8 protein-coding genes are annotated in these 13,396 nt (G+C 32.8%); all 8 read left to right on the forward strand.

Going from position 1 to position 13,396, the window contains the following annotated elements:
• The first annotated feature begins 139 nt into the window (after nucleotides 1–139).
• The 8 genes from EAG11_RS05805 (at nucleotide 140) to EAG11_RS05840 (ending at nucleotide 13,207) form a co-directional block, all read left to right on the forward strand.
• Nucleotides 140–640, forward strand: a complete 501-nt coding sequence (locus EAG11_RS05805) for an SRPBCC domain-containing protein (RefSeq protein WP_129538324.1) — start codon at nucleotides 140–142, stop codon at nucleotides 638–640.
• A 741-nt stretch (nucleotides 641–1,381) separates the two neighbouring features.
• A complete protein-coding gene (locus EAG11_RS05810; RefSeq protein WP_129538325.1) occupies nucleotides 1,382–3,040 on the forward strand; it encodes a T9SS type A sorting domain-containing protein in 1,659 nt (552 codons plus the stop codon).
• A gap of 39 nt (nucleotides 3,041–3,079) precedes the next feature.
• Complete coding sequence (locus EAG11_RS05815) at nucleotides 3,080–4,471, forward strand: hypothetical protein (RefSeq protein ID WP_129538326.1); 1,392 nt, start codon at nucleotides 3,080–3,082, stop codon at nucleotides 4,469–4,471.
• A gap of 203 nt (nucleotides 4,472–4,674) precedes the next feature.
• The gene (locus EAG11_RS05820; RefSeq protein ID WP_129538327.1) at nucleotides 4,675–7,149 is read left to right on the forward strand and encodes a DUF5977 domain-containing protein; all 2,475 of its coding nucleotides are present in this window, start codon (nucleotides 4,675–4,677) and stop codon (nucleotides 7,147–7,149) included.
• A gap of 17 nt (nucleotides 7,150–7,166) precedes the next feature.
• Nucleotides 7,167–10,637: a DUF6443 domain-containing protein gene (locus EAG11_RS05825; RefSeq protein ID WP_129538328.1), complete on the forward strand. Its 3,471-nt coding sequence runs from the start codon at nucleotides 7,167–7,169 to the stop codon at nucleotides 10,635–10,637.
• Nucleotides 10,634–11,113: a hypothetical protein gene (locus tag EAG11_RS05830; protein ID WP_129538329.1), complete on the forward strand. Its 480-nt coding sequence runs from the start codon at nucleotides 10,634–10,636 to the stop codon at nucleotides 11,111–11,113. The genes EAG11_RS05825 and EAG11_RS05830 overlap by 4 nt, the downstream gene beginning before the upstream one ends.
• Nucleotides 11,114–11,683: 570 nt before the next feature.
• On the forward strand, nucleotides 11,684–12,811 hold the full coding sequence (locus EAG11_RS22755; RefSeq protein ID WP_371414627.1) for an RHS repeat-associated core domain-containing protein: 1,128 nt from the start codon (nucleotides 11,684–11,686) through the stop codon (nucleotides 12,809–12,811).
• 9 nt (nucleotides 12,812–12,820) lie between these two features.
• Complete coding sequence (locus EAG11_RS05840; protein WP_129538331.1) at nucleotides 12,821–13,207, forward strand: hypothetical protein; 387 nt, start codon at nucleotides 12,821–12,823, stop codon at nucleotides 13,205–13,207.
• The last annotated feature ends 189 nt before the right edge of the window (nucleotides 13,208–13,396 follow it).

The following is a 13,396-nucleotide window of genomic DNA, read 5'->3' on the forward strand; positions in this document are numbered from 1 at the left end:
TAAAAGTGCTTTTATTCGTATATTTGCATACATAAATCACTAGTTTTATTTACTAAAAGGAGCAGATAGACCGAGTCGATCCTTAAAAAGCCATAAGAATATTAGATGTAGTATTATCAACAATTAAAGAATAGAAAAAATGAAAAACGATTTGCTATTTGATTTTACCATTGACAAAACGACAAAAACGGCAAGCATAACTAAAGCATTTGCAGGTAACCTTTTGATGGTATGGGATGCTTTTACCAGACAAGAAATTCTTGATCAATGGTGGGCACCTAAACCATGGTCATCGAAAACAAAGTTTATGAATTTTGAAGTGGGAGGACACCGATTTTATGCCATGGTGAGTCCAGAAGGAGAGGAGCATTGGTCAATTCAGAAATATACTTCTATTACCCCCAAAACTAATTTCAAAATGTTCAGTGCTTTTGCAGATAAAGATGAAAATATAGAACCGCTTGGTTCTGAATGGGATCTGAGTTTTAATGAGCAAAACGGAATAACAACTGTACATATTAGTATCTATAATGAATCTCTTGATCGCTTAGAAAAGATGATTGAAATGGGATTTATAGAAGGGTTTACTATGACACTTAAAAATTTAGATGATTTACTGACTATTTTATCTAAAGAATGATTTTCAATAAAAACTGTAAATAAACCTAATAGAACTGCGGTTATTTATTGGTACTTTTTTTACTATTGTATTTTTTAAGGACCTTCATTTTCGGTTATACTAATGCCAACATTATTAGCTTTGTATATTTATTGTGAATCTATACCATAATAATGGATTAGTTATAATTCTTTTTATCTTCTTCTGAAAGATTAGCTATTGTCATTTGTAAACCATGAATTGTTTCTGAAGTTTGTAAATTATTGTCTATATGATTCTCAATAATTTTTTAGAATAAGCGTCAGTTACAAAACTTTTGTATTTACAACTATCATTAGTCCTCCAATATTTTATATTTCTTACTCATAATTGAGTAGCCCCTTTGCTAAAATCAGTAAAGGGGTTTTTTAATTTAAAAAAGAAGTATTAGCCTAGCTAATTTCATGACTTTATAAATTGATCGCATTATTAATTTTTAGAATAACATTTACATAATAAACATTTCTTTATAATTCTAACTAAAAAGGGAGGGGATCCCTTTTCTTGTCTTTACTTAGCTCAATAGTTGATTCTGGTGTTTTTTCTTAATTATTAGCTTTTATTCTTACTTTTTTTATTGGTAATTTAAAATTTTGTAGTTTTATTATTATAATTTTTTATAATTTTTATTGTTGTTACCGAAAAGTATTCCTATTATTGTAATACAATTTAGGTTTTTACTTACAATTAAGTAATTGTCTATATTCTTAATTCCTGCTCGATATGAAAAAAAACTACCTACTACTATTCTTATTTTATCCTTTAATGATGCATTCCCAAGACATTCTTTGGGAGAAATCTTATGGAGGCAAACATGCCGATTACCTTTTTGATGCACAACCTACAGCCGATTATGGTTTTATACTCGCAGGTAGTTCATTATCAGGTAAAACAGGAAACAAAACCGATACTAATCATGGTGATTTAGATTATTGGATTTGGAAAATGGATGAAAAGGGCGATCTCGATTGGCAAAAAAGCTTTGGAGGAAGTGGCTTTGATTTACTACAAAGCATAAAAAACACAAGAGACGGTGGTTTCATACTCGCAGGAACTTCAAGTTCACCTAACGATTTTCAAAAGACAGCTCCCTCTAAAGGCCTTACTGACTATTGGGTCATAAAACTGGATGCCAAAGGCGAAGAATTATGGCAACGAACCCTTGGTGGAAGCGGTCAAGATGAGCTTATTTGCGCATTTCAGACCAAAGATGGGGGCTATATGTTAGGAGGTTCCTCAAGTTCGAGTCCAATTATTAACAGCTTGCATGTACCGGAAGCCTTAGATGCTAAACCAGATCCTTATAGCAAATCAGAAAAAAGCCGTGGAAACATGGATTATTGGATAGTAAAACTGAATAAGGCAGGAGAAGTAGAGTGGCAAAAAACCTATGGAGGCCAATATGCTGATTTACTTCGAAGCATGGAACAAACCAAAGATGGAGGCTATATCCTAGGAGGCTATTCTAATTCGCCACAATCTGGAGATAAAACAGAACCCAACAAAGGAATAGGAGATTATTGGGTTATAAAAATTGACGCTGTTGGAGCCATAGAATGGCAAAACACCTATGGCAGTAATGGAGACGATCAACTGTATGTCATTCATCAAACCCAAGATGGAGGTTATATTGCAGGAGGAAACTCAAATAGCACACAACCGCTTACTACATTGGGTGGAATGGTAGGAGACGGTACCGATTATTGGGTAGTAAGACTAGATGAAAAAGGAGAAGTCGTTTGGAGTAAAACCTACAATTTTGGGAAAGTAGATATCCTGACTTCGCTTGTAGAAAATAAAGACAACACGTATTTGATAGGTGGGTATGCCCAAAGTGAAAACAAACATCCCACAGAAGGACTAGCAGGAAAAGCTATGGGATTGGTAAATAAAGAGAAAACAGGAATCAACGATTATATCGCTTTAAAAATAGATGAGAAAGGAGAGGAGCTCTGGAAGAAAACAGTAGGGAGTGCAGGCGAAGATATCTTACGCAAACTCATAGAGACTCGAGATGGAGGCTATCTTATGGCAGGAACCTCAAACTCTAGTGCATCCAAAGATAAAAATGGTAGTATAGGAGGAAATGATTTTTGGGTAGTTAAATTAAAAGACAAGACCAAGGTAGAAAAAGTTAAAATAGATATAGAAGCAATACCAAATCCTGCAGTAACATTCACTAATATCATCATAGGCTATGAATATGAAAAAGGGACTGCTACAGTAGTTGATATGGCTGGCCGCATCTTACAGCAATTTCCTATTACCGATAGAACCGTTCCTATTGATTTAGGACAATATCCAGAAGGTATTTATATCGTTAATATAAAAACCAATGTAAAAACAGATGGTATTAAAGTAATAAGAAGAGGGAAAAATTAGGTGATAAAAATCATTTAATAACATCAAATTTTAATGAAAATGAAAAATATAATAAAAAAAATCATATACCTCTATACTCTAATTTTTATTAGTTATAACTCGAATGGACAAGTAACAAAAGACTTACCTAATTATTTTCCAGTAAGTCCCAATGCAGCATCATTTGCTAAACAAGGGCTGTACCCTGTGGATTATTCTACAGGCAGACTCAATGTGAATGTTCCTATATACACTATCAAAACCAGAGAAATTACAGTACCCATTTCTATTAGCTATAATACTTCGGGCATACAACTCAATGAGACTGCTTCTTGGGTGGGATTAGGATGGAACTTAGGTGCAGGTGGAGCGATTGTAAGAAATACTAAAGGCATACCCGATAAAGCACTTGGAATACAAAAATACTGGACACCTATTCCTATGTTATCTACTGGTTTAGTGTTTAATCATGAAAATTACAAAGCTTTATATTTAATGCAAAAAGGAGAACAAGATACCGCACCAGACGAATATATCGTAAGTGCACCAGGATTGTCTGGATCTTTTTATTTTGATCAAAACGATTCTTATAAAGCATACTTTAGGGATTTTCAAAATACTAAGGTTAAAATTATTTCAGATAACGAAATTGAGATTACTAAAGACGATGGTACAATTTATAAATTTGGTAAAACTCTTAAAGGAGTTGAATCAGTAGAAGTAACATCAAATCCTACGGAATCAATTCAGTCTTTAGGAACGGACTTTATTTCTGCCTGGTATCTAACTGAAATTATCTCTGTAAATGGTACAGAAATAATTTCATTTAACTATAAGTCAATTGATAGCTATGATTACCCAGTTGTTGCCTCTGAGAATTTATATCCAGCTACAGTTTCTTCTTGGATAAGGACAAATTACCCTGTAAGTACCAAGATCAAAAAGCAATTTTTGCAATCTATCACTTTTTCAAACGGAAGAATAGATTTTATTTCTGCGCTTGATAGAGAAGATTTAATTTTAGATTATAAATTAAATTCTATTGAAGTTTATTCAGTACTTAACAATAAAAGTCTTCTAATTCAAAAATCGAATTTTAATTACGATTATTATGTAAGGTCTGGTGGGAACGTCACATCAGTTGAACACAATTCAGATTATGAGGGAAGTAGAAATTTTAATAGCAGGAATAAATCTTTACGATTAAAGGAAATAATAGATAGTCAGACCAATACTAAATATGTTTTTGATTATAACAATATTCAACTGCCTCTAAGAGGAACTAACAAACAGGATTATTGGGGATATATAAATAATAATTCTGGGTCATTAATGCCTCCTACAAAGATGGATTTGAATAATCAAGTGGGGAATACGCGAATAATCAATTTTGGTACTGGAGATAGAAAGGCTAATGAAACTTTAATGCAATCTGGAATTTTAAAAAAATAACATACCCAGAAGGAGGTTATTCAATTTTTGAATATGAAGCCAATAAATATGATTTAAAAGAATCAATTCCTACGATTGTTCCGAGAACCGCAAGTGTTGTTGCTTATGGATATGATAGTAAAAATTGTACAGTTCACACTGCAAATACTACTTTTACACCTAAAAACTATATTCCCGGCAGTGGAAAATTAATTATTTCTTTTATGCCTGCAACGGATGAAAATGGAGGAAGTACAAATGTAACATTTGATTCTGAAATTTTTTTTAGACCATTACCGTTTACTTTGGGAGGTAATTTTACTTATACTCGAGAATTTAGTGATTCGTTCCATACTTTATCTGCTAACGAATTTAGAACAGGAAATATTGGTGCGTATGGTTGCCCAATAAGCAGTATTACAGCATCATGGGAGGAGTATTCGGAATTTAAAGAAGTTATCACTACAAAGCTTGTAGGTGGGGTGCGTATTAAGTCGATAGAAAATTTTGATCAAATTGGAGCTATTACTCCAGTGAGCATAAAACGATTTGATTATCAAGAAGAGAATATATTAAATAAAGAAGGATTAGGTTCTTATAAACGATATATCATATTAACTGATAATCCAGGCATTCAAGAATCTACACCTGTCTGTTCAACTTCGGCATTGTACAACAATAATATTGGTGGTAGTCCCAACATTACTTATGGTAAAATAATAGAAACTGAAATTAATCCTAATACATCTGTAACAAATGGTAAGACAGAATATTATTACCAAAATATAATTTCGGAAAGGACCATTATAGATGCTCCTACGACATTCAGGCATCCTCTTTTTATATTACATTATCCTTATTCGACCTTAATGCTTAAGTATACACTTAACATATATGATTTTTCTTATTATAAAAATGATTCCTGGAATTATGGCTCGTTAATCAATACAATTACTTATAAAAGAGATACCTCTAATACTTTAAAAAAAATTAAAAGTGTAGAGAATAAATATACTATTTTAAAACAACTTGAATTACCATATAATTTAGTTTTTAATATTTTTAGTGATCCTTATGGTCCTTATGATCCAAATTTTACACCCGAGCCATATATTCAGGGAAAGAGTATAGATTATTACAGTGCGCAATTTTTTTATTTTACAGGCAAGGTTTCATTAGGAAAAAAAGTGATAACGAGTACAACGGAAACTAATTATGATGAAAATGAAAAAATTACTACTAAAAAAACAATTTCCTATAGTTTTGAAAATCCAGTGCATAATCAAGTTACCAGAATGCAGACGAGTAACAGTAATAATGAAAGACTCGAAACCAAGTATCTCTACCCACAAGACGCGATAGTGGCTAGTGAACCATTTGTAAATGAGTTAAAAGATAAAAATATAGTTGGAGTTCCGCTTACTACACTATCTTATAATGGAGTAACTAAATTATCAGAACAAAAGACTGTTTATGACAAAAGTTTAGCAACCAGTAATTTATTATTACCAAGATATATTTATGCAAATAAAGGTGTAGGCAATATTAATAACAGTACTGATAAAAAAATCACTTTTGATCAATATGATGATAAAGGTAATCTTGTGCAATATACTTTAGAGGGAGGAACTCCTGTGTCTATTATTTGGGGATATAATAAAACACAACCTATTGCTAAAATAGAGAATGCTACTTATGCTTCAATCCCCTTAGAAACAATAACAAGTTTACAGGCATTATCAAATGCCGATGATGATAATTGCATGTCAGCTAATTGTACCGAACAGTTACTGCGAAATGGTCTGGATGCATTTAGAGCTACTTTGCCAAATGCTTTTATAACTACTTATACCTATAACCCACTTGTAGGGGTTACAAGTATAACTGACCCAAGTAGAATCAGTACTTATTATCATTATGATAAGTTTAACCGATTACAATATATAAAAGATCAGGATTTAAATATTGTACAAACCTATTATTACAACTATAAAGGGCAAATTATTGATTATTTACTACCAGAGGCATCTATTTATAAAAATGTTGCAATAAGTAAAATTTATACAAAAAATGATTGTAGTACAGGAGCATCGGCCAGTGTTATGTACAAAGTAGCCATAGGAACTTTTAGTTCGAGTATCTCACAGGCAGATGCTGATGCGCAAGCGCAAGCCGATATAAGCAAAAATGGACAAGCATATGCTAATAACAATGGCGTTTGTTCTTACAGGAATAAAGGCATAAGTAAGCTTTTTACAAAGAATGATTGTGGAGAAACAGGCATACCTGCTACAATGTATTATACAATTGCTGAAGACAGATATAATTCGACAATCTCACAAGCCGATGCCGATGCTCAGGCTCAAGTCAATTTAAATAATTTTGGTCAAGAATATGTAAATGCCAATGGTTATTGTACCTATCAAAATGAAGAATTACGAGGTAATTTTAGTTTGTTTTCGGAAGATTTTGGACTTTTTAAAGTAGCTTATCATGTTCCTTCGGGAAAATTTACTTCGACTATTTCTCAAATAGATGCCGATGAAATAGCTCAACAAGGTTTATCCCAATGCCAAAATGAGTATAGTTGCCTAATGGTAGAATGTCAAGAGCTACTAGAAGAGGATGGTATGGCTATTACCAACTATGATTGTGATAATATTTCATTTACAATTATGCCTTTTGAGGAAGAAAACTAACCACAAAAACAAACAAAATGAAAAAAAGTATATTAATTTTAGTTTTGCTATTGTTGCCGGTTGCAAAAATAATAGCTCAAACATTTAGCGATGATAATTTGATTTATACCAGTAGACCTAAAAAAGAAGCAAAAGAAGAAGAATTAAAAGCATTGACCAAAGATGAAGTAAATCAAAGCATCATCTATTATGATGGTTTAGGACGTCCTGTACAAACTATTGCCATAGGACAAGGTGGTAATAGGGAAGATATTGTAACCCTAATAGAATATGATCCCTTTGGAAGACAAGAAAAAGAATATTTGCCTTTTTCGCTCCCTAATTCTAATAATCAATATCCTAGAATAGAATCCCAAACAGCAATAAACGCTGCAATGACTTTTTATAATACCGGAAAATACGAAAACACATCCAATCCTTTTTCAGAAAAGAAATTGGAATCTTCTCCGTTAAGCCGAGTGTTAAAACAAGCAGCTCCAGGAAATGCATGGGCGATGAATAGTGGTCACGAAATTAAATTTGATTATAAAACCAATGATGCTAATGAAGTGAAACTTTATACAGCATCGGCAAATTGGAATGCGAGATTAGGATTGTATGAAATAGCTTTTTCAGATAACGGAAATTATGCAGCCAATGAGCTGTATAAAACTATTACCTACGATGAGAATACTGCACCAGGTGCAAAAGTAGGAACAGAAGAGTTTAAGAACAAAGAAGGACAGGTTATTCTAAAAAGAACCTACGAATCAGCCATAAAGCACGATACCTACTATGTTTATGATAAATACGGAAATCTAACCTATGTAATTCCGCCAAAGGCAGATGGAGCTATAACCGAAGAAGTCTTAAACGGACTATGTTACCAATACAAATACGATAATCGCAACCGTTTGGCCGAAAAGAAAGTACCAGGCAAGCAATGGGAGTTTATAGTATATGACAAACTAGACCGTCCTGTGGCTACAGGACCAGCCAATTCTCCTTTTAATAACGATACAGCCGTAGGTTGGTTAATAACTAAATACGATGCGTTTAACCGACCAATTTATACAGGTTGGTTAAATTCAACCCCGAATGCATCAAGTAGAAAAACCATGCAAGATGCACAGAATACTGCAACTACGCTATATGAAACCAAACAAACTTCTGGTACTATCGATAAAATTGCTGTAAATTATAGTAATACTATTGAACCAACGAGTTTCACGCTCCTAACCGTAAATTATTATGATAATTACAGTTACCCAAACGCAGCTAGTGTTCCTACAACAGTTGAAGGGCAAACCGTTTTGAAAAATACAAAAGGACTTGCAACAGGCAGTTGGACAAGAGTATTAACAACAGCTGCCTCCATTTCGGGAGAAACTAGCAGTATTTTTTATGATGATAAAGCCCGACCAATACGCAGTTATTTACAAAACCACTTAAGTGGATATACCATCACGGATAATAAACTTGATTTTACAGGAAAAACGTTATACACAATTACCAAACACAAGCGCGCATCAGCAGCAACAGAGCTTATCATAAAAGAAGAATTTACCTATACGGCACAAGATCGTTTGTTTACGCATACCCATGAGATAAATGGGGGCGGAATACAGCTTCTTTCTGAAAATAACTATGATGAATTAGGACAACTCAAATACAAAAGAGTAGGGAACAATACAGGGAATCCACTGCAAAAAGTTGATTATAGCTACAATATAAGAGGCTGGCTAACAGGAATAAATAAAATAGATAATTTAGAACAGAATAGTGATCCTAAAGACTTATTTGCTTTTAATATAAACTATAACAGTGCAACAAGAAATACTGATATAAAATCATTGTACAACGGTAATATTGCAGAAACATTCTGGCGAGTAAATTCTGATCTCGGTTTACGTTCCTATGGATATCAATATGATGATCTTAATAGATTGAAAAAGGCAATTTACCAAAAACCAGAGGAAAATATCCCAGTTCCAGGCGCTTATAATGAGAGTTTAAGTTATGATAAAAATGGTAATATAATGTTTCTTCAAAGGTTTGGAGACAGCGATACACCATCAATAAATTTTCAAATAGATGATTTAACTTATGACTATAAAAATGAGAATTCAAACCAACTCACTAAGGTAACCGATAGCCCTGGTGGTAACGATGCTAAAGGCTTTATTGATGGTAATAAAAACGGAGATGACTATGATTATGATGCCAACGGAAATATGACCAGTGATAAAAACAAAAACATCACAGAAATTCGTTACAATCATTTTAATTTACCAACCAAAATAACATTTGGCACAAAGGGAAACATTGTTTATATTTACAATGCAAGTGGGCAAAAACTAGAGAAAATTGTAACTGATAATGGAGTTGTAACTCAAACTAAGTATTTGGGAGGATTTCAGTATAAAAATGATGTACTGCAGTTTTTCCCAACAGCAGAAGGCTATGTAAACAACACACCAGTAAATGGAGCAAACAGCTATAATTATGTATTTAATTATACCGATCATTTAGGAAATGTTCGTGTGAGCTACAAAAAGAATGCTCAAAATGTTCTTGAAATTCTTGAAGAAAATAATTATTATCCCTTTGGTTTAAAACACGAGGGGTATAATGTTAATCCAGCAAGTGATTATAAATTCAAGTACAATGGGAAAGAACTACAAGATGAGCTGGGACTTGGAATGTACGATTATGGTTTTAGAAATTATGACCCTGCTCTTGGACGTTGGATGAATATTGACCCATTAGCTGAAATGTCTAGAAGATGGTCACCATATACGTATTGTTATAACAATCCTGTATTTTTTATTGACCCAGATGGAATGCTAGCTACTTACGATTGGGATGCCCATAATTCAGGAAGAAAAGGAGTTTATAAAGATAGAGATAAAGAAGTATCGTTTGAAGAAGCAAAGGCAAGTCAAGGTATTTCTACACCTAAACAAGAGCAATACAAGAAAGGTGATTATGTTGCTGTAGTAAATGCGCCAAAAGGAGCAGGCGGTTTTGGACATAATGCTTTATTAGTAGGTAATGACGATACGGGATGGGTATTTATTTCAAAAGAGGGTAGAGACGACGATGAAAATTCTAATAGTGGCAATAATCCAGTGACTGGTGGGCCTGCTTTGTATGCTAGGAAAGACACATTTCATACTATTAATGATTTTTTTGCTGATAAGGATTATTCGGAATATAAGGAAGGTGTAGTAATTAAAATACAATCATCCACAGCTGAAAAAGGAGAAAAGGAAATGACAAAACAGGCATTGAGTAAATATTCACTTATTTTTAATAATTGCGGACAAGCCGTAAATGAAACCTTAAATAAATTGGGTATAAGAACGGTTGACCCTGATAAATATAAAGGATTTGGAGGTTATTCTGCAGGAGCAGCTTTATATAATGGAGTAGTTCCAAATGAGATGTACTATTCCGTAAAACAGGCAAATAAGAATGTGCCACGAACAATATTGTCAAGAAAATGAGAAAGAAAGTTTTAATTAGTCTATGCATTATAGCGATAATGTTTATTAGTTGTAATGAATTCAATACAGCAACACCTCAAGCATCTTCAACAATTTCAAATTCAAAAGAAAATGGGTTTTACCTCTCGACTGCAAATAAATTGCAAACGGGAGATTTAGATATTATTGATTCTGTATGGATTGAAAAAGTTTGGCATTATAAAGTTATAAACGGAGAAAAAAGAAAAGTTGCATTATCTCCAAATAATCAAATTGTTTTGAAATTAAAAAAAACAAGAAAAGAGTTTAAGAAAAGTGAATACTTATTAGAATGGAAAATAGAGGAAAAGCATTTTGGTAATTTAGGTTCTGGTAATGGAGTGTTTATGATAAGATACCCCAAAAACACTAAAATAGATACTCTTCATTTTTTATTACATAAAGTAAATGATAATTCAACTATTGATATCGGAACATTTGTTAATGCATCAAGGTAATGATAAAATAGACGATGTATCAGATGTGTTGGTTGTTAATTATTGACCCGACCGCTCAGATATGTGCAACGATAGTGCCGAAATGTTTTCCGTGCCCACAAAGCGAATCACATAAACCAATCCAACCTCGTCAATTACTGGCGAGGTTTTTTTATGCGCTAGATACTCCAAATCATACCAAATAGGCTTTAATCCTGAGCTTGTTTTATTGGAATATTTTTTAATTTTCATTTGAAATCAAAATCAAAACGTTCTAAAAAATCATTTGAAAAAACAGGCTCAATATCAAAGTAAATCGTTTAGCATTAAGAATGTATGTAAAGATTTGTAGTTTTTTTAAAACAACAAAATGTACGAAAAATTATCAATTTTTTCTTTTAATTGAGTATATAATCTATATATTTTACTATTTTTACAAAGCAAGAAAATGAAAAAGGACGTTCTTTAAAAAAGTAGTTACTCGCGCGAGGAAAATATTGAGCAGATAACATTATCTATATTTACAACGCAACGGGGCAGAAACTAGAGAAAATTGTAACCGATAATGGGGTTGTAACTCAAACTAAGTATTTGGGAGGATTCCAGTATAAAAACGATGTACTACAGTATTTTCCAACAGCAGAAGGCTATGTAAACAACACACCAGTAAATGGAGCAAACAATTATAGTTATGTGTTTAATTATACCTACCATTTAGGAAATATTCGGGTGAGCTACAAAAAAAATGCTCAAAATGTTCTTGAAATTCTTGAAGAAAACAATTATTATCCTTTTGGTTTAAAGCACGAGGGGTATAATGTTAATCCAGCAAGTGATTATAAATATAAGTACAATGGTAAGGAACTGCAAGACGAGCTAGGGCTTAACTTTTACGATTATGGAGCACGTAATTATGACCCTGCACTTGGGCGTTGGATGAACATAGATCCTCTAGCGGAGCAAATGCGAAGACACAGTCCATATAATTATGCTTTTGATAATCCGGTGTATTTTATAGACCCTGATGGTATGGCACCAAAAGGTGCACGATCATCGGGTGCTATGAGTACGGCAGAAGGTGATAGAGGTGGCGGTGGAGGCGATACGATGTTTCAAAGTGATTATTTAAATAAAAACGGAGGACATTGGACAGATATATACAAGAGTGGTGGTAATAATTCTATTGATCCATCAAAAAAAGGACAAGGAACTGATACAGGAAACGCACAACATACAGGTTCAGATGGTTTACCGAATGGTATTGATTTGCCAGCGGAAGAATTAAATGAAGTTGTTATTGGAGGTTCTTCAACATGGGATAGTGTAAATAAAAATGTTGTTACTCCATTAAATGCAGTGGCAGGAATATTTGAAACAGGAGCAAAGTTGCCTGGTGCTACAATATCAACTACCGAAGCATTTAGCAGAAGAGCTTTATCTACCACACTGGAAACTGCATCTTTAGATGCAAAATTACTAAAAGTTACTGGAGCGGTCTCTTTACTAGGGAATGCTTCTCAAATAGGATATGCCGCATATCAATTTTATGACAAGCCAACTTTAGGTAGTGCAACACGTTTAGGTATTCAATCATCTATAATGGGAATTGAAGTAGGTCTAAATGCAGTTACTCCAGGACTTGGTCTAGTTGTTGGTTTTGGATTAAGTGCTTTAGAAGCAACTTATGGAGACCAACTTTATAATTACATTGATAAATAAAATGATTTTATGAAAAAAATATATAATTTTTTGTTTTATAAACTATTTCGTTTTGCAAAAATGCAAGAAGAAACAGTATCTGTTGAGATTGGCTTTTTAGTGTTTATTAGTATTTTTGAATTATTTCATTTATTGATAATAGGAGTATTATTTAAAGCTATTGGATATGAAGTAGAATTCCCAAACTATTTTATAAAATATTTCGGTTGGATTTTTGTTGTATTAGGAATTCTATTCAATTATTTTGTTTTTATTAAATCAAAATTAATTTATGAGATTGATGATTATTACGAGTCACAAAACCGTCCAATTTGGAAAGACAATTTATTTTTTTTGGGGTATATTTTACTTTTATTCCTTCTTATCATTGTTGAAACATTGTATTTTAAAAAGTAATATATCAAATAGGTAATGTTGATAAAAACATTTACTACCATGATTTTAGAGAGTAAGAGCCATTCCATAAAGGAGTGGCTTTTACTGTTATTATCTAAGACTATATGTTCCTAAATAATTAGTTACCCAGACGAAGGAGATGAAGTAAAATCTGAACCAACAATGAAAACTGATAGTAATGAAATTCAA

Origin of the sequence: Flavobacterium sp. 140616W15, assembly GCF_003668995.1 — a bacterium.
In the GTDB taxonomy this organism is placed as follows: domain Bacteria; phylum Bacteroidota; class Bacteroidia; order Flavobacteriales; family Flavobacteriaceae; genus Flavobacterium.

Bases quoted from the DNA above. Each gene is read 5' to 3' on its own strand.
- EAG11_RS05830 (WP_129538329.1), top strand. From the start codon at position 10,634: ATGAGAAAGAAAGTTTTAATTAGTCTATGCATTATAGCGATAATGTTT.
- EAG11_RS05825 (WP_129538328.1), top strand. From the start codon at position 7,167: ATGAAAAAAAGTATATTAATTTTAGTTTTGCTATTGTTGCCGGTTGCA.
- EAG11_RS05810 (WP_129538325.1), top strand. From the start codon at position 1,382: ATGAAAAAAAACTACCTACTACTATTCTTATTTTATCCTTTAATGATG.
- EAG11_RS05815 (WP_129538326.1), top strand. From the start codon at position 3,080: ATGAAAAATATAATAAAAAAAATCATATACCTCTATACTCTAATTTTT.
- EAG11_RS05820 (WP_129538327.1), top strand. From the start codon at position 4,675: ATGCCTGCAACGGATGAAAATGGAGGAAGTACAAATGTAACATTTGAT.
- EAG11_RS05840 (WP_129538331.1), top strand. From the start codon at position 12,821: ATGAAAAAAATATATAATTTTTTGTTTTATAAACTATTTCGTTTTGCA.
- EAG11_RS05805 (WP_129538324.1), top strand. From the start codon at position 140: ATGAAAAACGATTTGCTATTTGATTTTACCATTGACAAAACGACAAAA.